This window comes from Lentzea xerophila (assembly GCF_051094245.1).
GTDB lineage: Bacteria > Actinomycetota > Actinomycetes > Mycobacteriales > Pseudonocardiaceae > Lentzea > Lentzea xerophila.
Genome location: NZ_CP194934.1, coordinates 6431447 through 6453669, shown reverse-complemented (window position 1 = coordinate 6453669; position 22223 = coordinate 6431447). Strand labels below are relative to the sequence as shown.

Annotated in this window: 28 protein-coding genes and 1 tRNA gene; 23 read left to right on the top strand and 6 right to left on the bottom strand. The window is 69.5% G+C overall.

Features of this window, described 5'->3' with window-relative positions; translation table 11 throughout:
* The first annotated feature begins 176 nt into the window (after positions 1–176).
* The gene (locus tag ACRSBM_RS30600) at positions 177–944 is read left to right on the top strand and encodes a mechanosensitive ion channel family protein (RefSeq protein ID WP_434448604.1); all 768 of its coding nucleotides are present in this window, start codon (positions 177–179) and stop codon (positions 942–944) included.
* Between the two features lie 147 nt (positions 945–1091).
* Complete coding sequence (locus ACRSBM_RS30595; protein ID WP_434448602.1) at positions 1092–2135, top strand: glucose-1-phosphate thymidylyltransferase; 1044 nt, start codon at positions 1092–1094, stop codon at positions 2133–2135.
* Positions 2136–2166: 31 nt separating this feature from the next.
* Here the strand turns inward: ACRSBM_RS30595 and ACRSBM_RS30590 are convergent, their stop codons facing one another.
* Together ACRSBM_RS30590 and ACRSBM_RS30585 are read right to left on the bottom strand one after the other, a co-directional pair.
* Positions 2167–3207, bottom strand: a complete 1041-nt coding sequence (locus ACRSBM_RS30590) for a winged helix DNA-binding domain-containing protein (RefSeq protein WP_434448600.1) — start codon at positions 3205–3207, stop codon at positions 2167–2169.
* Positions 3208–3216: 9 nt separating this feature from the next.
* Positions 3217–4305, bottom strand: a complete 1089-nt coding sequence (locus tag ACRSBM_RS30585) for a phytase (protein ID WP_434448598.1) — start codon at positions 4303–4305, stop codon at positions 3217–3219.
* A 55-nt stretch (positions 4306–4360) separates the two neighbouring features.
* Here ACRSBM_RS30585 and pnuC point away from each other — a divergent pair, with 55 nt between their 5' ends.
* Positions 4361–4984 (top strand): nicotinamide riboside transporter PnuC, encoded by a 624-nt coding sequence (gene pnuC / locus ACRSBM_RS30580; protein ID WP_434448596.1) that lies wholly within the window; start codon positions 4361–4363, stop codon positions 4982–4984.
* Entirely contained in the window at positions 4981–6153 is a 1173-nt protein-coding gene (locus ACRSBM_RS30575) for a M14 family zinc carboxypeptidase (protein ID WP_434448595.1), read from the top strand. Before pnuC ends, ACRSBM_RS30575 begins: the two co-directional genes overlap by 4 nt.
* 78 nt (positions 6154–6231) lie before the next feature.
* On the opposite strand, the gene aceE is transcribed toward ACRSBM_RS30575, so the two are convergent.
* Positions 6232–8940, bottom strand: coding sequence for a pyruvate dehydrogenase (acetyl-transferring), homodimeric type (gene aceE / locus ACRSBM_RS30570; RefSeq protein WP_434448593.1), 2709 nt, complete (start codon positions 8938–8940; stop codon positions 6232–6234).
* A 371-nt stretch (positions 8941–9311) separates the two neighbouring features.
* Between aceE and ACRSBM_RS30565 the strand changes: the two genes are divergently transcribed.
* The 17 genes from ACRSBM_RS30565 (at position 9312) to ACRSBM_RS30485 (ending at position 18266) form a co-directional block, all read left to right on the top strand.
* A complete protein-coding gene (locus ACRSBM_RS30565) occupies positions 9312–9743 on the top strand; it encodes a DUF3052 domain-containing protein (protein ID WP_434448592.1) in 432 nt (143 codons plus the stop codon).
* Positions 9744–9826: 83 nt separating this feature from the next.
* Positions 9827–10291: a peroxiredoxin gene (locus ACRSBM_RS30560; protein ID WP_434448590.1), complete on the top strand. Its 465-nt coding sequence runs from the start codon at positions 9827–9829 to the stop codon at positions 10289–10291.
* 37 nt (positions 10292–10328) lie between these two features.
* Positions 10329–10400 (top strand) — tRNA-Val (locus ACRSBM_RS30555).
* A 385-nt stretch (positions 10401–10785) separates the two neighbouring features.
* Positions 10786–11154 carry a hypothetical protein gene (locus tag ACRSBM_RS30550; protein WP_434448588.1) on the top strand — a complete coding sequence of 123 codons (369 nt, stop codon included), beginning with the start codon at positions 10786–10788 and terminating at the stop codon, positions 11152–11154.
* Positions 11155–11217: 63 nt separating this feature from the next.
* A complete protein-coding gene (locus ACRSBM_RS30545) occupies positions 11218–12417 on the top strand; it encodes a cytochrome P450 (RefSeq protein ID WP_434448587.1) in 1200 nt (399 codons plus the stop codon).
* A 13-nt stretch (positions 12418–12430) separates the two neighbouring features.
* Positions 12431–12949 carry a GNAT family N-acetyltransferase gene (locus ACRSBM_RS30540; RefSeq protein WP_434448585.1) on the top strand — a complete coding sequence of 173 codons (519 nt, stop codon included), beginning with the start codon at positions 12431–12433 and terminating at the stop codon, positions 12947–12949.
* Positions 12950–12997: 48 nt separating this feature from the next.
* Positions 12998–13291, top strand: a complete 294-nt coding sequence (locus tag ACRSBM_RS30535; RefSeq protein WP_434448583.1) for a hypothetical protein — start codon at positions 12998–13000, stop codon at positions 13289–13291.
* Positions 13292–13300: 9 nt separating this feature from the next.
* Entirely contained in the window at positions 13301–14326 is a 1026-nt protein-coding gene (locus ACRSBM_RS30530) for a saccharopine dehydrogenase family protein (protein ID WP_434448581.1), read from the top strand.
* 149 nt (positions 14327–14475) lie between these two features.
* Positions 14476–15033, top strand: a complete 558-nt coding sequence (locus ACRSBM_RS30525) for an RNA polymerase sigma factor (protein WP_434448579.1) — start codon at positions 14476–14478, stop codon at positions 15031–15033.
* The gene (locus ACRSBM_RS30520; RefSeq protein ID WP_434448577.1) at positions 15024–15566 is read left to right on the top strand and encodes an Asp23/Gls24 family envelope stress response protein; all 543 of its coding nucleotides are present in this window, start codon (positions 15024–15026) and stop codon (positions 15564–15566) included. Before ACRSBM_RS30525 ends, ACRSBM_RS30520 begins: the two co-directional genes overlap by 10 nt.
* Complete coding sequence (locus tag ACRSBM_RS30515; protein WP_434448576.1) at positions 15563–15919, top strand: Asp23/Gls24 family envelope stress response protein; 357 nt, start codon at positions 15563–15565, stop codon at positions 15917–15919. The genes ACRSBM_RS30520 and ACRSBM_RS30515 overlap by 4 nt, the downstream gene beginning before the upstream one ends.
* The gene (locus ACRSBM_RS30510; RefSeq protein WP_434448574.1) at positions 15913–16212 is read left to right on the top strand and encodes a hypothetical protein; all 300 of its coding nucleotides are present in this window, start codon (positions 15913–15915) and stop codon (positions 16210–16212) included. Before ACRSBM_RS30515 ends, ACRSBM_RS30510 begins: the two co-directional genes overlap by 7 nt.
* Positions 16213–16269: 57 nt before the next feature.
* On the top strand, positions 16270–16713 hold the full coding sequence (locus ACRSBM_RS30505; RefSeq protein ID WP_434448572.1) for an Asp23/Gls24 family envelope stress response protein: 444 nt from the start codon (positions 16270–16272) through the stop codon (positions 16711–16713).
* A gap of 11 nt (positions 16714–16724) precedes the next feature.
* Positions 16725–16901 carry a hypothetical protein gene (locus tag ACRSBM_RS30500; RefSeq protein WP_434448570.1) on the top strand — a complete coding sequence of 59 codons (177 nt, stop codon included), beginning with the start codon at positions 16725–16727 and terminating at the stop codon, positions 16899–16901.
* Positions 16902–16903: 2 nt separating this feature from the next.
* On the top strand, positions 16904–17224 hold the full coding sequence (locus ACRSBM_RS30495; protein WP_434448568.1) for an Asp23/Gls24 family envelope stress response protein: 321 nt from the start codon (positions 16904–16906) through the stop codon (positions 17222–17224).
* Complete coding sequence (locus ACRSBM_RS30490) at positions 17221–17739, top strand: DUF6286 domain-containing protein (protein ID WP_434448566.1); 519 nt, start codon at positions 17221–17223, stop codon at positions 17737–17739. Before ACRSBM_RS30495 ends, ACRSBM_RS30490 begins: the two co-directional genes overlap by 4 nt.
* The gene (locus ACRSBM_RS30485) at positions 17736–18266 is read left to right on the top strand and encodes an alkaline shock response membrane anchor protein AmaP (protein ID WP_434448564.1); all 531 of its coding nucleotides are present in this window, start codon (positions 17736–17738) and stop codon (positions 18264–18266) included. Before ACRSBM_RS30490 ends, ACRSBM_RS30485 begins: the two co-directional genes overlap by 4 nt.
* A 135-nt stretch (positions 18267–18401) precedes the next feature.
* Here ACRSBM_RS30485 and lipA read toward each other — a convergent pair whose 3' ends face one another.
* The 3 genes from lipA to ACRSBM_RS30470 form a co-directional block, all read right to left on the bottom strand.
* Positions 18402–19403 (bottom strand): lipoyl synthase, encoded by a 1002-nt coding sequence (gene lipA, locus ACRSBM_RS30480; RefSeq protein ID WP_434448562.1) that lies wholly within the window; start codon positions 19401–19403, stop codon positions 18402–18404.
* A gap of 121 nt (positions 19404–19524) precedes the next feature.
* A complete protein-coding gene (locus ACRSBM_RS30475; RefSeq protein WP_434448561.1) occupies positions 19525–20415 on the bottom strand; it encodes an oxidoreductase in 891 nt (296 codons plus the stop codon).
* Positions 20412–20720 carry a hypothetical protein gene (locus ACRSBM_RS30470; protein WP_434448559.1) on the bottom strand — a complete coding sequence of 103 codons (309 nt, stop codon included), beginning with the start codon at positions 20718–20720 and terminating at the stop codon, positions 20412–20414. Before ACRSBM_RS30470 ends, ACRSBM_RS30475 begins: the two co-directional genes overlap by 4 nt.
* An 89-nt stretch (positions 20721–20809) precedes the next feature.
* Here ACRSBM_RS30470 and ACRSBM_RS30465 point away from each other — a divergent pair, with 89 nt between their 5' ends.
* Both ACRSBM_RS30465 and ACRSBM_RS30460 read left to right on the top strand, forming a co-directional pair.
* Positions 20810–21400 carry a TetR/AcrR family transcriptional regulator gene (locus tag ACRSBM_RS30465; protein ID WP_434448558.1) on the top strand — a complete coding sequence of 197 codons (591 nt, stop codon included), beginning with the start codon at positions 20810–20812 and terminating at the stop codon, positions 21398–21400.
* Between the two features lie 66 nt (positions 21401–21466).
* On the top strand, positions 21467–22150 hold the full coding sequence (locus tag ACRSBM_RS30460; protein WP_434448556.1) for an SDR family NAD(P)-dependent oxidoreductase: 684 nt from the start codon (positions 21467–21469) through the stop codon (positions 22148–22150).
* The last annotated feature ends 73 nt before the right edge of the window (positions 22151–22223 follow it).

The window sequence follows — 22223 nt, the reverse complement described above, 5'->3', positions numbered from 1 at the left end:
CGGGCGCTTCCCTCTCCCCGGTCCCCACCGGTACCTCCACTCTGGACTGTATTGAGACGAATATCCACGTCAGCCACCCTTTCGTGTCACAGTGTCGAAGTTGTGGAGCGGTGTGATCCACGCGACGATCCACCGGTCGGAGCTTCACTCACCGCAACTTTGTTCTAGGAGGGCCCGTGGGTTCGCAAATCACGGAGGGCCTGGGCCAGGCGTGGACGATGATCGCCACGTTCGTGCCGAAGCTCCTCGGCTTCCTGGTCGTCCTGCTCATCGGCTGGTTCATCGCGAAGGCACTCGCCAAGGCGGTCCGGTTCCTGCTCAAGCGCGTCGGCTTCGAGAAGCTGGTCGACAGGTCGGGCCTCAACGGAGCCATGAAGCAGTCGTCGATGGACGCTTCCGGCCTGATCGCCAAGATCGTCTACTACTTCGTGCTGCTCATCGCGCTGCAGCTGGCGTTCGGCGTCTTCGGTGCCTCCAACCCGGTCAGCACGCTGCTGAACGACGTCATCGCGTACCTGCCGCGCATCGTCGTCGCGCTGGTGCTCGTGATCGTCGCGTCGGCGATCGGCACGGCGCTCAAGGGCCTCGTGACCGGTGCGCTCGGCGCCCGTTCGTACACGAGGCTGATGGGCAACATCACGTACGGCTTCGTGATGGCGCTGGGCGTCATCGCGGCCCTCAACCAGCTGGGCATCGCGATCTCGGTGACCATGCCGGTCCTGATCGCCGTGCTCGCCACCGTCGCCGGCGTCATCGTCATCGGTGTGGGTGGCGGCCTGGTCCGCCCGATGCAGTCGCGCTGGGAGGGCTGGCTGAACCGCGTGCAGGACGAGGCGGCGGCCGTTCAGTCGCCGACGCCGCGTGCGTCGCAGGAGATGCCGGCAGGAGCGGCCCGCCGTTCGGGTGACATGCCACCGCCTGCGTCGGGCACCCTCGATGTCTGAGAAGTAGTTCTCACCTCGTGGAAGGGGCCCTGCGCAAACATCTCGCGCAGGGCCCCTTCCTCGTGTTCTGACGGTTCTCCAGTTCCGGTCCAGCGCGCGCACGGAGCCTCGTCTCCACCCGAACTGTTCCGTCGCGGTGGAGGACCTATGAAAGCCCTTGTGCTGTCCGCGGGCGTGCGCCCGGCCGGATACTCGCTGCCCCGGCAGATCGTCCCCATCGCGAACAAGCCGGTGATCGAGTACGTCGTGGAGAACCTGCGGGACGTCGGGATCACCGAGATCGGCATCGTCGTCGGCCAGGGCGGCCAGGAGATCTCCGAGCTGTTCGGCGACGGCTCCTACCTGGGTGTCTCGATCACCTACATCAAGCAGGACGTGCCTCTGGGGCTGGCGCACTGCGTGCGGATCGCACGGCCGTTCCTCGGCGACGACGACTTCGTGATGTACCTGGGCGACAACGTCCTGGCCGAGGGCATCGGCCAGATCGCGGACGAGTTCGCGCGGCTGCGGCCGTCCGCGCAGGTGCTGGTGGACAAGGTGGAGGACCCGCGCCGGTACGGCGTCGCGGAGGTGGACGAGAACTCGCGCGTGACGCGCCTGATCGAGCACCCGCAGGAGCCGCGCAGCGACCTCGCGATGATCGGCGTCTACTTCTTCACGCCCGCGATCCACGCCGCCGTCGACGCGATCGAGCCGTCGTGGCGCGGCGAGTTCGAGATCACCGACGCGTTGCAGTGGCTGGTGACGCACGAGCGGGACGTGCGGGCGCGGATGTACTCCGGGTTCTGGAAGGACACCGGCAAGGTCGAGGACGTGCTGGAGTGCAACCGCGAGCTGCTGATGGGGCTGCGCACGGACATCCAGGGCATCGTCGACGACGAGTCGCGGCTGATCGGTGACGTCGTGGTCGAGGAGGGGGCGCGCGTGGTGCGGTCGTGCATCGTCGGTCCCGCGATCATCGGCGCCGGCACGCTGGTCGAGGAGTCGATCATCGGGCCGTACACGTCGATCGGCGCGGACTGCCGGATCACCGAGTCCGGCGTGGCCGACTCGATCGTGCTCAACGAGGCGTCCGTGCACAACGTGTCCGGCATCGAGACGTCGCTGATCGGCCGCCGGGCGCGGGTCGGGTCGGCGCGCCAGCACCGGCTGGTCGTCGGCGACGGCGCGCACGTCGAGGTCGCGGCCTAGCGGAGCGTTGCCTGTGACGCCAGGCGGGCCGTCAGCTCCGCATCCAGTCCTGAAGGCGGTCGCACTCCTCGGCGACCGCCTTCTGCCTGCTCTTCGGCAGCTCGTCGAGGTAGTCGACGGTGATGGTGCGGTCCTTGCTGATCGCCCAGGTGGCGGCGACGTAGCCGTCGACGAGGACCGTGGGCTTGCCGCCGATGACCACGCCGAGCCGGTCGTCCGCGATGACGCGGCGGCGGTCGGCGTGGGCGAGCAGGATGTTGTCGAACTCGGGCAGGAGCCGGACCGGGAGCGGGGTGTCCTGGTCGGGGCGCGGGGCGTCGGGGAGGTCGAACAGCTCCTTGCCGGCCTCGTCGCGGAACGTCACGAGGCTGGGCCTGAGCTGCCCGAAGACCTCGCCGAGCCGGGTGAGGCCGGACCACTGCTGGGCGTCCATCACCGTCGCCGGGCCGAACGCCCCGAGGTAGCGCAGGATCAGCTCCTGCCTGTCCATGGCCCGCTGCGGCTCGCCGAGCCAGTTCTCGACGGTCGTGCACACGGCCCGGCCGCTGCGGTGCCACAGGCCGCGCGGAGGGAGCTGGACCAGGGCGAGCTTGTTGCGCAGGGCGTTGCCGAGGACGGTGTGTTCGCGGTCGGGCCAGCGTTCTTTGAGCTGCCTGCCGGCGTCCGCGGTGCCCTGCGGGGTGTCGTCGAGGATCTCGCGGCCCGCTTCGGCTACCTCGTCGAGGTCGAGTCCCCTGAGCGGGGCGGCGAACGGGCCGCTGCGCAGTTCGCGGTCGAGCTTGAGCTGGGTGTGAGGCCGCAGCCCGAGCGCGTCGCCGGCGGTGACCAGGTGGATCGTGCCGCGCATCAGCAGCATGCGGACGGCCTGCCTGCCGGTGAGCAGGTCTTCGAGCTCCTGCGGCCGGAAGTCCCGCAGGCGGGTCCAGAGGCCGACGTAGGGCGACTTCGGTTCCTGCGCCTGGATGCCGACGAGGTGCTCGACGGTGGCGAGCGCGCTCCGGTCGGCGCGCTCGCGCAGCAGCTGGCGTTCGATCAGCGCTCGGTTGAGCTGGTTCCGGCTCAGGATCCCCATCGGGACAGGTTAGAACCTGATGAACGCGAACCCGGTGCCGTTCGGGCGTTCCCCGTCGTGGACGACGAGCAGGTTGAGCTTTCCGAGGACGATGTCGGCGCCGTCGGAGTGCTCGACGCCGGAGACGCGGAAGTCCTTGAGCGGCACCATGTCGGCCTTGCGGTAGGCCACGAACCGTGAGTCGCCCTGGCTGGAGGCGAGCAGGACGTCGCCCGCGATCGTGAGGCCCTCGGCGTCGGCTTCGAGCCACTGGCCGCCGAAGCCGGGGTCCGGGCCGTCGGCCACGCACTCCTCGGTCTCGGGGTCGTACTTCTGCGGCGCGCCGAACGTGCGGACCTTGTCGACCAGCTGCGGCTTGCCGAAGCCGTTGGCCCGCAACGGGATGCGCCAGATTCCGACGTCCTCCTGCGCGGCGTAGAGGGTGTTCGTCCTCTCGTCGATCACCATGCCCTCGACCTGCGGGTCCTCGCCGGGCTCGCCGCACACGGTCCAGCTCTGGCCGTTGGGCAGGGTGAAGGTGCTCGGGAGGTCCAGAGTGGACACCTTCCTGGTGTCGTAGGTCCTGCCCTTCTGGACCTGGAGGAGCGCGATGCTGGTCTCGTTGCGCCTGCTGGTGACGACGACGTCCTTGCCGTTGACACGTCCGGCGGCGAGGCCGTAGACGGTGTGCTGCTCGTCGACCTCTTCCTCGGTCTTCGAGAACACCGGCCTGGTCGCCGGGTTCGTCACGTCCCTCGCGCCGCGTTCGTCCACTTGGAACACCCGGACGCGGTCACGGCCGCGGTCGCTGACGAACGCGAGGTCGCCGAGCACGTCGACGTTGTTGTAGCGGCCGGGCTTCGCGTCCGGCGTGGGAGGCAGGGGCGCCGGGTAGACGCCGATGGTGCGGCCGTTCAGGTCGAACGCCGCGAGCCCGCCTTCCTTCAACGTGCCGAGGACCACACTGCGTTCGGTGTTGCGCGGGTTCACCCAGATGGCCGGGTCGTCCGCGTCCGCGGGCTCCTCGAACGTCTGCGTGATCACCGTCGGTGTGATGACGGGCGTCGCAGGGGTGGTGAGGAACAAAGGGACGAGCGCCAGTGCTAAGGAAGATGACATGGTGGGACCGTAGGAAACACCGGTATACAGCGACTGAACCGCGGGGGAACAAGCCGTGTGGTACGAGCTGGGATTGACGATCTTCGGCCAGAAGATCGCGTACACGGAGCTGGTCGGGCAGGTGCTGGCGCTCGCGGTGGTGTTCCTCGCACAGCGCCGATCGCTGCTGACCTGGCCCGTTCAGCTGGTCTCGGTCGCACTGCTCTTCACGGTCTACCTGTCGGCCCACCTGGGCGGACTCGCGACCCGTCAGGTGGTTGTCGGCGCGATCGCCGTCTACGGCTGGTACGCGTGGGTGCGCCGGCGTGACCCGGTCTTCGGTGTGGTGGTGCGCAAGGGTTCCTGGCGCGAGCGGTTCGCGGTCGCCGGTGTCTTCGTCGCCGGGACGGTCGCGTACGCGCTGGTGCTGGACGCGCTGGACGCCTCGTGGGCGCCGTGGCCGGACGCCGCGATCTTCGTCGGCACGATCCTCGCGTTCGCCCTGCAGGGCCTGGGGCTGGTGGAGTTCTGGCTGGTGTGGCTGGTGGTCGACGCCGTCGGCGTGCCGTTGCAGATCCAGTCGGGCCTGTACTTCAGCGCGTTCGTCTACGTGATCTTCGCGGGCCTGGTGATCCACGGTTTCGTCGACTGGAACCGCACCGCCCGCCGGTTGACAGAGGCGGCAAAGTCTCCTCTATGAGGGGACTGATCGCATTACTGGCTGCTGCTTCGTTGCTGGTTCCCGTTCCGGCGCTGGCCGCTCCCGAGCCGCCGCGCACCGGATTCGAGCTCACCGGCAAGTGGACGACCGAGTCCGAGGAACAGGCCTACCTGCGCGCGACCGGCCTGCCCGTGTCCGAGATCGGGGTGACCGCCCAAGGCCGTCCGATCCAGCTCGTGCGCGTGGGTTCCCGCTCCGCGCGCACCGTCGTGCTCTTCATCTGCTCGCAGCACGGCAACGAACCCGCCGGCCGTGAGGCGTGCCTGATCCGCATGCGCTCGCTGCCCAGGTCGTCCGGCGTGACGTACCTGTTCGTCCCGAACGCCAACCCCGACGGCCGGGTCGCGGACACCCGCGGCAACTCCGCCGGCATCGACATCAACCGCGACCACCTGCTGCTGCGCACCGCCGAGGCCCGCGCGATGGCGTCGGTGATCCGCGACTGGAAGCCCGACGTCATCCACGACCTGCACGAGTTCGGCCCCTCCGCGCCGTACTACGTGAAGGACTTCCTCTGGCTGTGGCCGCGCAACCTGAACGTCGCCGACGGCGTGCACGACCTCTCCGAGACGTTGTCCCGCTCGTACGTCCGTCCCTCCGTGGAGGCCGGCGGCCGGACCTCCGGCGTCTACGGCATCCACGTGGACCCGGTGACCGGAGAGCCGATCAGGCAGGTGGCGGGCGACCACCAGGAACGCATCCTGCGCAACACGAGCGGCCTCAAGCACTCCACGGGGATCCTGGTGGAGACCAACGTCGACGGCACGCCCGCCTACCGCGTCGGGTCGCAGCTCCTGGGCCTCGACGGCACCCAGTCGTTCGTCCGCGAGAACCGCTCGGCCATCGACGCGGCGACCGCGGCGTCCCGCGCCGTCAGGTCCGGCCCGGTGTACTTCGGCGGCGCCGACAACCAGGCGCCGGCCCCCGAGGACGTGCTCACGACGCCACCGTGCGGCTACGTCCTGACCGGTGCCCAGTACCGCGACTTCCAGGACGAGCTCGCCCTGCACGGCATCAGGTCGCAGTACCTGCGCGGCGGCGACCGCATCGTGCCGTTGAAGCAGGAAGCCCGTGCGGTGATCCCGCTTCTCCTCGACGCGCGAGCCGACGAGCCCCTGCTGAAGGCTCGGCCCGTCGCTCAGTGCTAGCCGACTGACGAGGGGCCGTCCCGCAGCAGCGGAACGGCCCCTCAGATCGTTTTCCAGCGCCTCAGCGGGCTCCGGCGGCTACGCGAGACCCGCGTCCGACGTGGAGGGCCCAGCGGCCTGCACGTCGTCGATGCGGTACTTGCGGGCCGCCTCGACGACCTTGGACTGCTCGACCTCGCCGCGCCTGGCCAGTGCGGCCAGCGTGGCGACGACGACGGACTCCGCGTCCACCAGGAAGTGGCGGCGGGCGGCCGGGCGGGTGTCGGAGAAGCCGAAGCCGTCCGTGCCCAGGGTCGTCATGTCGGTCGGGACGTACGGGCGGATCAGGTCCGGGATCGCCGACGCCCAGTCGGAGACCGCGACGACCGGGCCCTGCACGTCCTGCAGCACCTGCGTCACGTACGGCACGCGCGGCTCGGCGTCCGGGTGCAGCAGGTTGTGGCGGTCGGTGTCGACGGCGTCGCGGCGCAGTTCCGAGTACGACGTGGCGGACCACACGTCCGCGGAGACGCCCCACTCGTCGGCGAGCATCTTCTGGGCCTTGAGAGCCCACGGGAGGCCGACACCCGAGCCGAGGATCTGGGCACGGGGACCACCGGTCTGCGGCCCGTCCTGGTACTTGTAGAGGCCCCGCAGCAGGCCTTCCACGTCCAGGCCCTCCGGCTCGGCCGGCTGGACGTACGGCTCGTTGTAGACCGTCATGTAGTAGAAGATGTTCTCGGCGTTCTCGCCGTACATCCTGCGCAGACCGTCCTTGACGATGTGCGCCACCTCGAAGGACCACGCCGGGTCGTAGGAGACGACGGCCGGGTTCGTGTGCGCCAGCAGCAGCGAGTGGCCGTCGGCGTGCTGCAGGCCCTCACCGGTCAGCGTGGTGCGGCCCGCGGTGGCACCCAGCACGAAGCCGCGCGCCATCTGGTCCGCCGCCGCCCACAGGCCGTCGCCCGTGCGCTGGAAACCGAACATCGAGTAGAAGATGTAGATCGGGATCATCGGCTCGCCCTGGGTGGCGTAGGACGTGCCGGCCGCCGTGAACGACGCCGTGGAACCCGCCTCGTTGATGCCCTCGTGCAGGATCTGACCCTGCTCGGACTCCTTGTAGGCGAGCATCAGGTTGGCGTCCACCGAGGTGTACGCCTGGCCGTTCGGGTTGTAGATCTTCTGCGTCGGGAACATGGAGTCCATGCCGAACGTCCGTGCCTCGTCCGGGATGATCGGCACGATGCGCGGGCCGATCTCCGGGTCCTTCGCGAGGTCGCGGACGAGCCGGACGAACGCCATCGTCGTGGCGACCTCCTGCTTGCCGGAGCCGCGGCGGACACCCTCGTAGACCTTGTCGCCCGGCAGCACCAGTGCCTTGGACTTCGTGCGGCGCTCCGGCAGGAAACCACCCAGCTGACGGCGGCGCTCCATCATGTACTGGATTTCGGGCGAGTCCTGCCCGGGGTGGTAGTACGGCGGCAGGTACGGGTCGGCGTCGAGCTGCGCGTCCGAGATCGGGATGCGCAGGCTGTCCCGGAAGCCCTTGAGGTCGGCCAGGGTCATCTTCTTCATCTGGTGCGTCGCGTTGCGGGCCGCGAAGTGCGGGCCGAGCGAGTAGCCCTTGATGGTCTTGGCGAGGATGACGGTGGGCTGGCCGACGGTCTCGGTCGCCGCCTTGTACGCCGCGTACACCTTGCGGTAGTCGTGGCCGCCGCGCTTGAGGTTCCACACCTCGTCGTCGCTCATGGCGTCGACGAGCGCCTTCGTCCGCGGGTCGCGGCCGAAGAAGTGCTCCTTGACGTACGCGCCGTCGTTCGCCTTGTAGGTCTGGTAATCACCGTCGGGCGTGTTGTTCATCAGGTTGACGAGCGCGCCGTCGCGGTCGGCGTGCAGCAGCGCGTCCCACTCGCGGCCCCAGACGACCTTGATGACGTTCCAGCCGGCGCCGCGGAAGAACGACTCCAGCTCCTGGATGATCTTGCCGTTGCCGCGCACGGGGCCGTCGAGGCGCTGCAGGTTGCAGTTGACGACGAACGTCAGGTTGTCGAGCTGCTCGTTCGCCGCGAGCTGGAGCAGGCCGCGCGACTCGGGCTCGTCCATCTCGCCGTCGCCGAGGAACGCCCACACGTGCTGGTCGGACGTGTCCTTGAAGCCGCGGTCGCGCAGGTAGCGGTTGAACCGCGCCTGGTAGATCGCGTTCATCGGGCCGATGCCCATGGAGACCGTGGGGAACTCCCAGAAGTCCGGCATGAGCCGCGGGTGCGGGTACGACGGCAGGCCGCCGCCGGGGCCCGCGTGCGAGTACTCCTGGCGGAAGCCGTCGAGCTGGTGCTCGCTCAGGCGGCCCTCGAGGAACGCGCGGGCGTACACGCCGGGGGAGGCGTGGCCCTGGATGAAGATCTGGTCGCCGCCGCCGGGGTGGTTCTTGCCGCGGAAGAAGTGGTTGAAGCCGACCTCGTAGAGCGACGCGCTGGACGCGTACGTCGAAATGTGGCCACCGACACCCACGCCGGGTCGCTGCGCGCGGTGCACGGTCATCGCCGCGTTCCAGCGGATCCACGCACGGTAGCGGCGCTCCACCTCCTCGTCACCGGGGAACCACGGCTCCCGCTCGGTGGGGATGGTGTTGACGTAGTCGGTGCTGGTCAGCGACGGCATGCCGACCTGGTTCTCGCGTGCCCGCTCCAGCAGGCGCAGCATCAGATAGCGCGCCCGCTGCTGTCCGCCACCCTTGAGGACCTCGTCGAACGACTCCAGCCACTCCGAGGTCTCTTCCGGGTCGATGTCCGGCAGGTGTGCTGCCATGCCATCACGAATGACACGTACCCGCTCGGGGCCGGTGTTCTGCGGGCTCAAGGTGTCTCCTCGGCTTCGTTGGCGGTACACGCGCTGGCCCGGAAAACCGTGCCACGCGCTCCTATCGTTGTCCTTGCGCGACGACTTCGTCACCGCTACTGATCGGTAGTTCTGGATCGTGTCGCTCACGCGCGCGCGATAAGAGGTATGTAGAGCGTGCCTCATGCCAGTGTAGGGACTTCCACAGGGGTGCCTGTTACGGCGTGTCACGTGGTCAACAGTTGCGCCGGAGGTAGCCGACAGTGTTCGCTAGCCGGAGTAACCGACCTCAGCGGCAGTCTCAGGGCTGTCGCTCTTGCGTAGTTGGAGGAGTGAAAACCGTGGTCGCCGCGGAAGACGCCGGCAAGATCGGCGTCGCCGAGAAGCTCGGGATCGAATCGGGCATGGTCGTCCAAGAACTCGGCTGGGACGAGGACGTCGACGACGCCTTGCGTGCCGCAGTCGAGGAGCAGATCGGGGGCGACCTCCTCGACGAGGACGCCGATGAGACCGTGAGCGTCGTCCTGCTCTGGTGGCGGGAGGACGACGGCGACCTGGTTGACGCCCTGCTCGAGGCCACCGGCGTGCTCGCCGAGGACGGCGTGATCTGGGTTCTCACCCCGAAGACCGGCCGCCCCGGCCACGTGGAGCCGAGCGACGTCGCCGAAGCGGTCCCGACCGCCGGCCTGTCGCAGACCTCGAACATCAGCGTGGCCGACGACTGGGCGGGCATCCGCCTGGTGTGGCCGAAGTCGGTCAAGGCCAAGCGCTGACCCGGATCCGGCTGGCATAAGGTTGATCCACGGGCGGTAGCTCGCCCGTGGTTTCGTCCTGGTCAACCGGAGGGGTTTGTCTGATGGCGGTCGAGGTCGGTTCGGAAGCCCCGGACTTCACGCTCAACGACTACAACAAGCAGCCCGTGACGCTGTCGTCGTTCCGTGGCGAGAAGAACGTGCTCCTGGTCTTCTACCCGTTCGCGTTCAGCGGCATCTGTCATGGCGAGCTCTGCCAGCTGCGCGACGAACTGGCGTCCTACGAGAACGAGAACGTCCAGGTGCTGGGCGTGTCGGTGGACTCCCCGTTCGCGCTGAAGGCGTGGGCGAACCAGGAGGGCTACGAGTTCCCGCTGCTGTCGGACTTCTGGCCGCACGGCGCTGTCGCCCAGTCCTACGGCGTGTTCAACGAGGCCGTGGGCATGGCGCTGCGGGGCACGTTCCTGATCGACGTGTCGGGCGTGGTGCGCTTCGCCGAGGTGAACGCGCCGGGTGAGGCCCGGGATCAGGACGGCTGGAAGAAGGCCGTAGCCTCTCTCGGGGCATGATGTAGCTGTACCCCTGCGCCTGTGCGGCGCGGGGCCGGGGCGTGTAGCTCAGCGGGAGAGCACTCGGTTTACACCCGAGCGGTCGCAGGTTCGATCCCTGTCGCGCCCACGGCCTTCGGCCGACCCTGCTCAGTGGCTGCGCCACTTTCGCCGGGTCGGCCGTGATCATGTTGGGTGCCGAGCCGCCCAAACCCCCACGGTGCGGTTGGTCCCGACCCAGCGTGGCTGGTGTGAATGCCTCCCGGCGGGCTCCGCCCCCGGACCCCCGGTTCGGCCTTGCTTCGCTCGGCCGCCTGGGTGGCGTGCTGGGCCTCAAGCGCGCCCGGCCGACGGCGTGCTCGTCTCCACCCGGTGTCGAATCAGCGACCGCTCCAGGCTTTCCGCGGTGCCTGCCCACGATCCCGTCTTTCGCTGGAACGTGCCGGGGCGGTGCCGTACTTTACGTGCTGCCGTTGGACGTTTGGGCCCGCCACCTCCGAAGGACGACCAGGACCGTGAAGCGCAAGGGCAAGGCCCCGAAGCCCGTTCCCACCACCGTCACGCAGGAGCAGGTCAAGCTGCTGGCCCTGGTCGAGCAGGGCGGCGTGCACCGCGGCGCCACGAGTTGGTACCTGGAGCACCGGCCCGCCAAGCAGTGGGACGCGGACGACCTGGAGATCCTGCGGGCGCGGAACTGGATCACGTGGGTCAAGCCCGAGCGGGCGATGGACCACGGGATGGCGGCGCCGGTCGACATCACGGCCGAGGGGCGGGCGGCGTTGCGGCATCACCTGCCGGAGTGGGTTCTCGGACGCCGGGCCATCGCCGCGGAGCCGCCGCGGTTGCCTGCCGTGGAGACGATCAGGGCATTGGACGCTCTCTGAACCGTGGGCGCCGCCGTGCGGGTAGAACGGTCTCAGTCGATCCATACGGAGGCGAACCCGAGCATGTCGAACTTGCTGGGCGGCGGCGACCTGCGGGCGCGAGAGCACCATCGGGTCGAGGACGACGCACGGGAGCGAGGGCCCCTGCACGCCGTGACGTTGCCCAACGGTGTTGAAGTGCAGGTGGTGACTGTTGGGCTGGAACTCACCCGTCAGCTGCTCACCGATCAGCGGCTCTCCAAGGACAGCGCGGCACTGCAACGCGAGATCAAGCGTCAGCTCGCGGCGCGGGGCAGCACGCAGGAGAACCTCGCCGGGCTGTTCGGGCCGAGCATGCTCAACAGCGACAACCCGCAGCACGCCCGGCTCAGGGCGCTCGCGGTCAAGGCGTTCAACGGCAGGGCGGTGCAGCAGCTGGCGCCCCGCATCGAGGAGATCACCGCGGAGCTGGTCGACCGGCTGCCGGCCGGCCGGCGGATCGATCTCGTCGAAGAACTCGCCGTGCCGATGCCGCTGCACGTCATCGGCGAGGTTCTCGGCGTGCCAGGGCCGGACCGCGCGCGCGTCCGCGCGTTGATCGAGACCATGATGTCGATGGACCCCGAGGTGTCGCAGCCCGCGAGCGACGAGCTGGGTGGCTACTTCCACGCGTTGCTCACGAGCGAGGCACTCGACAAGACGTCACTGTTCGGCGCGGTGGTCGCGGCCGACGACAACGGCGACCGCCTCTCCCACGACGAACTGATGGCGATGGCGTTCCTCCTCGTAGTGGCGGGCCACGAGACGTCAGCCGGCCTCATCGCGAACGTGGTGCACGACGCGTTGGACAACGACCTGTGGGAGAAGGCCGCCGCCGACCCCGGCATCATCCCGGCCCTCGTCGAGGAGACGTTGCGGCACAACTCACCGGTCCGCAGCGCCACGCACCGCATCACCACCGAACCGGTCGGCATCGGCGGCGTGCAGGTACCGGCGAACACACTGCTGCTGATCAACCTCGGTGCGGCCGGACGCTGCCCGCGAGCGCACGAGGACGCCGTGCGCTACCGCCTGGACCGGTCGACGACCGGCCACGCGTCGTTCGGCCACGGCCCGCACTTCTGCCTGGGATCGGCGCTCGCCCGGCTGGAGACCGAAACCGTGCTGCGGCTGCTGACGGCCCGGTTCCCGCGCGCCACCTACTCGGGCGACGGGCAGCCCGAGGTCACGCACAACGACATCATGGTCAGCCTCAAATCGCTTCCCGTCGTGCTCAAGGGCTGACACGCTGGGTCGCGTGGAGATCATCCGAGGGGGAGCCGGGGACGTCGTCACCGCCGCGTCGATCTGGGCGCACGCGGTCGCCAGGAGGGACGGCTACGAAGTCCCGTCGCTGGAGGAAGCGCGACCCGGCATCGAGAACGCGCTCAGCAACGATCCGGCGCTGTTCCTGCTCGCGCTGGACGGCGGCGAGGCGGTGGGATTCGTGGCCGGCGGTCCACAAGGGACGGACACAGCCTTCGTCAACTACGTGGGCGTGCACCCCGGCGCGTGGGGCAGGGGCGTCGGGGAGGCGTTGTTGCGCGCGCTGCCCGGTGTATTGATCGAGAACGGATATGAAAGAGCCGAGTTGCTGGTCTTCGTCGACAACGTCAGGGGCGTGCGGCTCTACGAACGCCTCGGCTGGATCAAGGCCGGCGCCCCTGTGCCGCATCCGCGCCACGGCCGGGTGGAGCAGCGCTACTCGTTCTCGCCCGCATCGTGGGACGGGGAACCGGCGGTGTTCAGCGGGGGATTAGGGGATCAACCCCAATGAGTCTGACCAGGGCTATCCGAAAGTCCATTTGAGACGTAACTTTTGCTCATGTCAGTGCGCACGTTCGCCGTCGTCGTCGGCCTCGCGTTCCTGCTCGGTGGAGGGGCGATCCTGTTCGTCATGCTGGCGGTCGAGGCGCCGAGCGGGGCGCTGATCCCGTGCGGCAACGGTCTGGGCATGGGGTTCGACGAGCCGGGGGCCGCCGCGGTCAGTCCGGCCTATGTGGACATCTGCGCCGACCTGCGGCATCGCCGGTTGCTCTGGGCGCTGCCGGTGATCGGGGTGGGCGTGGTGCTGCTGATCGGCTCCTTGCTCTCCTCACGCAAGGCTACTCGCCGGTAAGGTCGCGGCATGACGTGGATGGTCTACGGCGCCAACGGCTACACCGGACGTCTCATCGCGGAGCTCGCGGTCGAGCGCGGGGAACGGCCGGTCCTCGCCGGTCGCTCGCGGGAGAAGGTCGAGCCGGTCGCCGCCGCCCTCGGGCTGGAGCACCGCGCGTTCGACCTGAGCGACGCGCCGGCGCACCTCGAGGACGTCGACGCCGTCGTGCACTGCGCGGGCCCGTTCGCGCACACCGCCGCCGCGATGGTCGACGCCTGCCTGAAGACCCGCACGCACTACGTCGACATCACCGGCGAGATCGACGTCTTCGAGTCCGTCAGCCTGAGGGACGACGACGCGCGCAAGGCCGGCATCGTGCTGTTGCCCGGCGCCGGGTTCGACGTCGTCCCCACGGACTGCGTCGCCGCGATCCTGAAGAACGCCCTGCCGACCGCCACGCACCTCGACCTCGCGTTCATCGTCGGGGGAGGCGCGAGCGCGGGCACGACCAAGACGTCCGTCGAGGGCGCGGCGGTCGGCGGGCGGATCCGGGTGAACGGCGACCTGAGGAGCGTCCGCATCGGCCACCGCAGGCGCACCGCCCACTTCCGGTCGGGGCCGCGTGAGGTCGGCAGCATCCCGTGGGGTGACGTGAGCACCGCGTACCGCTCGACCGGTATACCGAACATCACGACGTTCACCACAGTGCCCGGCGTGCTCGGGCAGTTGCAGCGGTTGTTCGCGCCCGTGCTGCGGACGTCGTTGGTGCAGACCGCCGCGAAGGCCGTCGCGGGGAAGGTGAAGGGGCCCGACGAGCGCAAGCGCGCGAACACACGCGCCGAGGTGTTCGGCGAGGCGTGGGACGCGCGGACGAAGGTCGGCTGCGCGATCACCACCCCGAACCCGTACAGCCTCACCGCGGACTCCGTGCTCCGCGCCATCGCCAAGATCAACGCAGTGGCGCCGGGCTCGCACACGCCGTCCAGCGCGTTCGGCGCCGACTTCGTGCGCGAGCTCGACGGCGTCGTCGTGGGTGAGGTCCGCTTCAGCTGACCGCAGCCCCCTCCGGGCGTCCGTCACGCCACTGCCGGGTGAAAAACCGGGTGAGAGCGATCACGAGCGGGAAAACCGGGAACCGCGTGACGTTCCGCGACCGAATGTGTCATTCGGGACGACGGAGCGAAAATGGCGGGGGTGTGCGCATGAGCGTGGCGGAGGCGGCCTCACTCGACGATGCCACGCTGGTGGCGAGGTCCCGTGACGGAGACATGCGGGCTTACGAACAGCTCGTGCGCCGTTATCAGGGGCCGATGTACCGGCTGGCGTTGCGCATCGTGGGCAGCACCGGTGACGCCGAGGACGCGGTGCAGGACGTGTTCCTGACGGCGTGGCGGCGTCTCGGGCAGCTCAACGACGACGGGGCGTTCCTCGGCTGGCTCTACCGCACTACCACCAACCACTGCCTGAACGTGCTGCGCAAACGCAAGCCGCACACCGACACCGAGCCGGACGAGCACGAGTCGCCGGCGCCGCGCACCCGGCCCGAACGCGCCGTGGAGGTGACCGCGCAGCTCGACGCGCTGCAAGCCGCACTGCGCGACCTCACCCCGGAGCAGCGGGCGTGCTGGGTGCTGCGGGAGGTTCACGGCCGGTCCTACGACGAGATCGCCGAGGCGATCGGCACGACCCAGCAGTCGGTGCGCGGAAGGCTCGCGCGGGCACGGGCACAACTCGCGGAGGTGATGGCGCCGTGGCGGTGACATCCGACTACGTCCTGCCGTGCGGGCGGGACGTGGAAGAGGTGTGGGAGGCGATCGACCTCTCCGACGAGCACACGCGCTCGTGCCCGCACTGCGCGGCGGTTCGGGAGAGCCTGCTCGTGCTGCGCGAGGCGACCGCGGAGCTGGTTCGCGAGGAGATCGAGCCGCCGTTCGACCTGGTCAGCCGTGTGATGTCCGCTGTGCGCGCCGATGTGCGCCGGTCCGACGTCGTGCCGTTGCCCGGCGACGGCCTGGCCAGGATCAGCACGCGCGCGGTCGCGGCGGTGCTGCGGTTCGCGGCGGACGGCGTCGACGGCGTGCGGGCACGCGGGTGCCGGGTCGTCGAAGCACCGGAGTCGACCGGGTCGGACCCGGTGATCGAGGTCGAGCTCAGCATCGCGATCACGGCAGGGCTGGTCACCCGTGAGGCGTACGACGAGGTGCGGCGCCGGGTGCTGGCCGCGGCCTCCGCACGGATCGGTGTGCGGCTGGCCCGCCTCGACCTCGTCGTGTCCGACGTTCTCGAAGGATGAGCCGGGTGATCGAAACAGTTGTGTCCGCACCGGCGGTGGCGGCGGTCGCGGTGCATGCGGCCGAGAGAGTCGCCGGCGTGCGCGTGCAGCCCGGTCTGGCGGGCCTGGTGAGCTCGGTCGTGCGCGTGGCGCGGCAGCAGGTCAAAGGTCTGCAGCCCGCGCCCGTGGAAGGTGTCCGGGTGCGGTGGGCGGGAGCCGTCGCACTGCTGGAGGTGGACGTGGTGATCTCCGGCCAGGACCAGGCCGCGGCCGTGGCCCGTGCCGTCCAACGGTCGGTTCGCGCGCTCGTGCCCGAGCTCACCGGTGTCGAGGTGGAGTCCGTGGTGGTCACGGTGGTGGACGTCGCATGCTGATCGTGACGGAGTTGTTGAAGGCGCTGGAGAAGATCGAGGGGCTGCGTCCGTCGACGCCGGCCTCCGCGCCCGCTCGCTCCTGGATCCCTTGGGACGTCGACGCATTGGCGGTCGACGTCGGTGACGACCTGGTGTGCGTCCGGGTCGTCGCCACCCGGTTGCCGCTGGCGCTCGCCGACGCCGCTGAGGTACTGCGGTCGGTTCTCCTTGGCACGCAATGGGAAGACGCCGTCGTGCGGATCGTCGTGACCGATGTGGACAAACGTGCTCTCGATCACCTGAATGGTGCGTGACGTTTTCCCGGCGGCCGGTGTCGATCTGGTGTGAACGCTTCGAAGGAAGGGATTGCGATGAGCACGCAGGCTGTGGAGAAGAACGTCGTCTCGAACGGGAAGCTGGCGACCGACAAGGGATCCACCACCATCGCGGACGTCGTGGTGCAGAAGGTCGCGGGCCTCGCGGCACGTGAGATCCGCGGTGTGCACGCGCTGGGCGGCGGCGCGACGCGGGCGCTGAGCGCGTTGCGCGACCGCATTCCCGGCGCCACCGCGAGCGCGGGCCAGGGCGTGTCGGTCGAGGTCGGCGAGAAGCAGGCCGCGGTGGACCTGGAGCTCGTGGTCGAGTACGGCGTGCCGATCGCTGATCTCGCGAAGTCCGTGCGCGGCAACGTGATCACCGCGATCGAGCAGATCACCGGCCTCGAGGTCGTCGAGGTCAACATCAACGTCAACGACGTCCACATCCCGAGCGACACCGAGGGCGAACAGCAGCCCGAAACCGCTCGCGTGCAGTGAGGGGAACCGCCATGAGCACCACCGCACTGGGCCTGCTGACCGGGCTCACGCTCGGCCTGGCCGCCGCGTTCGGGGGCTTCAGCGCGTTCCTGCTCGTGCTCGTCTTCGGTGCGCTCGGCCTGATCGCGGGCCGGGTCGCCGAGGGCAAGCTCGACCTGGCGCAGCTGTTCGGCAGGGATCGGGACTGACGATGACCACAACGCTCGTTCCCGCACAGCCCGGCATCACCACCGTCGCGGACCGCGCGGTGGGCCGCATCGCCGGATGTGCCGCGCTGGAGGTGCCGGACGTGCTCCGCTGCGAGGTCACCGCGCGCGTGACCGGGGGAGTGACGACGCTCGACGCGCGCCTCGACCTGCGGTACCCGGCGCCCGTCGCGTCGACCGCCGCCAGAGTGCGCGCCCACCTGGTCGCCCGGGTCGCGGAGCTCACCGGTCTGCGGGTGTCCGTGGTGGACGTGTCGGTCGGGATGCTGCGCGCGGACGCGGTGCCGGTGCGGAGGGTGCGATGACCCGCCGGTCCCGCCGGACCCTGTCCGCCACGCTCACGGCGCTCGTCCTGCTGGCCGCGTCGGCCCTGGTCGCGGTGTGCGCGATCCAGCTCGCCCTCGGAGAGACACCGCTGCCGCCGTACGACTCGGTGGCGGATCTGCTGCACGGCACGCCGTGGTCGGCGCGGGAGGTGGCCGTGGCCGGCGGGGTCGCCGCGGTCATCGGGCTGGTGCTGCTGCTCGCCGCGGTGGTGCCCGGCAGGGCGCGAACCACGGCGCTGGACGAGCGCACCGCCGTCTCGGTGCGCGGGCTGCGCAACGCACTGCGGTCCGCCGCACGGGTCGACGGCGTCGAGTCGGCCGCGGTGAAGGTGCGCCGCCGCCGGGTCCGTGCGGTGGTGCGCACCCGGCGCGCTGTCGTGGACGGTCTCGGGGACGCCGTCCGCACAGCGCTCGAAAGCCGTGTCGGCGAGTTCGCCCTCGCCCGGCCACCGCAGGTCGTGGTGCGGGTCAAGGCCGTGAGGAGTGCGCCGTGAACCGTGTCCTGCTCGGCCTGGTGGGGTTCGTCCTGCTGATCGCGGGCGGCGCGGCGGTCGCCGTCCACCTCGGGTACGTGCCGGCGGTGGACCGTGACGCCGCGCTGGTGCCCGGCACGGCGGTGCCGCCGACGTGGGTGCTGGTCGTCGTCGCCGTCGTCGCGGTGGTGATCGCGCTGCTGTGCCTGCGCTGGCTCGCCGCCCAGGTGCCGCGCCGCCGGGTCACGGTCTGGCGCTGGGCCGACGAGGCCGGTGCCACCCGCATCACCACGGCGACCGCCACCGCGCCGTTCGCCGAGGAGGTGGCCGGCTACCCCGGTGTCCGCAAGGTCGACGCCGCGTTGACCGGTCCGCACGCCGCCCCGCACCTGGCCCTCGTCGTCCGCGCCCACGGCGACGCCGATCTGCGGGGGATCCGCCGCCGCATCGACGACGAGGGCCTGCCACGGCTCCGCGAAGCCCTCGGAACGCCCGGCCTCGACGCCACCGTGGAGTTCCGGATGTCGTCCTCGAAGGCCGGTGCCTGACCGCACTGATATATCGGTTATGCAAAAAACGTTTGCGGACGACCGCAAACGTCTTTTGCATCCGGATGCAAAACAGCAGGTCACCCCGGGGTGGGGTGACCTGCTGATATATCGGTTGCTCGCCGTTGGATCCGCTCAGCGCGGGGCGAGCAGGCTCGTGATCTCCTGGGACGCCGACACCGTCAGCAGGTGCTGGAGGTTCTCCGGGAGGTCCTCGCCGCGCTTCTGCTTCGCCTGGGCGTACAGCCGGCCGGCGCGGTAGGAGGAGCGGACCAGCGGGCCTGCCATGACGCCGAGGAAGCCGATCTCCTCGGCCGTCTCCTTGTGCTGGACGAACTCCTCGGGCTTCACCCAGCGCTCGACCGGGTGGTGCCGCGGCGACGGGCGCAGGTACTGGGTGATGGTGATGATGTCGCAGCCCGCGTCGTAGAGGTCGCTGAGCGCCTCGGTGACCTCCTCGGGGGTCTCGCCCATGCCGAGGATCAGGTTCGACTTGGTGACCAGGCCGAAGTCGCGGGCCTGGGTGATGACGTCGAGGGAGCGTTCGTAGCGGAACGCCGGGCGGATGCGCTTGAAGATCCGCGGGACGGTCTCCAGGTTGTGCGCGAGCACCTCGGGACGCGACTCGAAGACCTCGGCCAGCTGCTCCGGGACCGCGTTGAAGTCCGGGATCAGCAGCTCGACACCGGTGCCCGGGTTCATCTCGTGGATCTGGCGGACGGTCTCGGCGTACAGCCACGCACCGCCGTCGGGCAGGTCGTCACGGGCGACGCCGGTGACGGTGGAGTAGCGCAGGCCCATCGCCTGGACCGACTCGGCGACCCGGCGGGGCTCGTCGCGGTCGAGGTCCGCGGGCTTGCCCGTGTCGATCTGGCAGAAGTCGCAGCGCCGGGTGCACTGCTCGCCGCCGATCAGGAACGTGGCCTCGCGGTCTTCCCAGCACTCGTAGATGTTGGGACAGCCGGCCTCTTCGCAGACCGTGTGCAGGCCTTCGCGTTTGACCAGACCCTTGAGCTCCCGGTATTCGGGGCCCATCTTCGCCCGCGTCTTGATCCACGAGGGCTTCTTCTCGATCGGCGTCTGGCTGTTGCGGACCTCGAGCCGCAGCAGCTTCCGACCCTCAGGTACCACAGTCACCACCTCACCCTACGCTGCGGCCTCACGTGTCCGGGGTCACGCACTCCTAGGGGAGGGTAAGTTCCAGAAACAGGCCTGCGGTGGAGCGCGCGTCGTTCACGACCTGCGGTGACGCTGATCGTCACGGAAGGTCCGGAGTGATCCCCGTCAGCTTGGTCGTGAGCTCCCAGAGGCGGTTCGCGGCGAGGTCGTCACGTGCCGCCGCGGTCATCCGCGCGACGGTGGGATAGCCGCGCAGGCCTTTGAAGCCGTCCGGGCCGTAGAACTCGCCACCGCGCGCCGCGGGTGACGTCGCCGCGTAGAGCTGCGGCAGGGAGCCCATCTCGACGGACTGCGAGAACAGGTGGCTGAGCCTGCCGCCGACCCGCATGACCAGGGACTTGTGTGCGTCGGCCATGTTGTTGGTCAGCTCGGTGACCGTCATGCCGGGGTGGGCCGCGATGGACGTCACGTCCGGCGATCGGCGTTCCAGCTCGCGTGCGAACAAGATGTTGGCGAGCTTCGACTGCCCGTAGGAGCCTTGGAGGCTGTACGGGCGGCGCTCCCAGTTCGGGTCTTCGAAGTCGATGCGACCGGCTCGGTGCATCAGTGACGAGACCGTGACGACGCGAGCGCCCGGACGTTGCCTCAGAGCGGGCAGCAACAACCACGTCAGCGCCGCATGGCCCAGGTGGTTGGTGCCGAACTGGCGCTCGAAGCCGTCCACGGTCCGGCCGTTCGGCACGGCCATGATGCCCGCGTTGTTGATCAGGACGTCGAGCTTCTCGACCTTCTCCGCCGCGGAGCGCACGGAACCGAGGTCCGCGAGATCGAGTTCGAGGACCTCGGCGGACCCGCGGACGGAGCGCCGTGCCGCCTCGCCGCGCTGGACCGAACGACACCCCAGGAGCACATGGGCCCCCTTCGCCGCGAGCACCTGGGCGGTGCGCAGGCCGAGACCGGAGTTCGCGCCGGTCACCAGGACGGTGCGGCCGGTCTGGTCGGGGATGTCGGCTTCGGTCCAACGACTCATGGAGTCATTCCTACCGTCCGGTAACTGCCGAGCGAAAGGTGGGCGTCGAGTACCGCTCGCAACACCGGCTCCTCGGCGGCGAGCTCCGCGGTGACGCGACCCTCGTCTACCTGGCCCTCCAGTGCGGCGACCTCCATGCGGGCGGTCAGCTTGTTCTGCCAGCGGTGATCGAGCGCCAGCAGCAGTTCGTGCGCCGAGCCGAAGACGTCCGGATCGACGATCAGCGGCGCGGACGGGTCGCGACGGGCGTCGCGCAGCACGGCGTCGAGCGCGTCACGGCGGCGGTAGTGGTCTGCCCAGCCCATGTCTCGTACCCCCGGTCTCTCGCATACCCTCGGTATGTCACGACCATACCACCGGTACGTACTGCCGGTATGTGAGATACGTTTCGGTCGTGCGAACACGGCGTGCCGAATATTCGGAGTCGACCAGGCAGGCGCTGGTCGACAGCGCCGTCGACCTCTTCACCAAACGCGGGTACGCCGGGACCTCGCTCGACGCGGTCGTCAAACGCGCCCGCGTGACGAAAGGCGCGCTCTACCACCACTTCAGCGGCAAGCAGGCGTTGTTCGAGGCGGCTTTCGCGCAGGTCGAGACCCAGGCGATCGAGTCGCTGACCGCGCTGATCATGGCGGACGGCGACGCGTGGAAGACCGCGGTCGCGGGTCTGCGCGCGTACGTCCGCAAGTGCCTGGAGCCGGAGTACCAGCGGATCATCGTCCACGAGGCGCCGGTGGTGATGGGCTGGGAACGCTGGCGTGAGGCGGAAGAGCAGTTCAGCTTCGGCCTGCTCCGCGCCGCCGTGCAGCTGCTGGTGGACGCCGGCGAGATCGAGGAGGCACCGGTGGAGATCATGGCCCGGCTGCTGTTCGGAGCACTGTCCGCGGGCGCCAGCACCATCGCGAGCTCGTCCGATCCGAAGCGCACCGGGCGTGAGGTCGAAGGCGCGATCCTGCGCGTTCTCGAGGGATTGCGCAAGAAGTAGTCGAGTTCGGCCCTAGTGGCCGGGCGCAACGTCGATCACCACGCGGACAACGAGGTGGTCAGCATCATGATCGAACCTGTCAACACGCGCCTGGGACTCGACGGCAAGATCGCAGTGGTCACGTCGGGAACGCACGGGCTCGGTCTCGCTATCGCGAGCAAACTCTGCGACAGCGGCGCCCACGTCATCCTGACGACATCCGACGACGACAACGTCGACCTGGAGCGCGCGAAGACCGTGCTCGCGGGCAGGCCCGGTTCGGTGACCGTCACCCACTTGAACATCCACGACGAGCACTCGGTGCGGATGTTGCTCGACAGGGTCAAGGAAGAACGCGGCCAGCTCGACGTGTTCGTGCACCACGCCGTGTCGCCTGACCTCACGCCGTTGCTCAACATCGTGGAGCCACTCGCAAAGGGTCTCGTCGACGGCGGCCGCGTGGTCGTCGCCGGCTACACGGTGACACCGGTGCACGGCGTGATCCGGACGCTGGCGCTGGAAATGGCTTGGTACAAGGTCGCCGTCAACGCCGTCGTCACCACGATCGTCGACAACGGCCCCATGAACATCGACCCGGGCCTGGTCGACCGGCTGGCGATCAAGAGCCCGTCCGGTCGCGTCACGCTGCCCGAGGACATCGCGAACGCCGTCGCGTTGCTGTGCACCGATGAGGCCGCGTGGATCCAGGGGCAGGTGATCACCGTCGACGGTGGACTCGAACTGCTCGAGCGCTGGGGCGAGACCCGCTGAACCGGCCGGCCGAATCGCTGCCACGGGTTTGTGCTCGGGCGCCGCTCGAGCCGTGCCGGCGCCCGATTCGGTC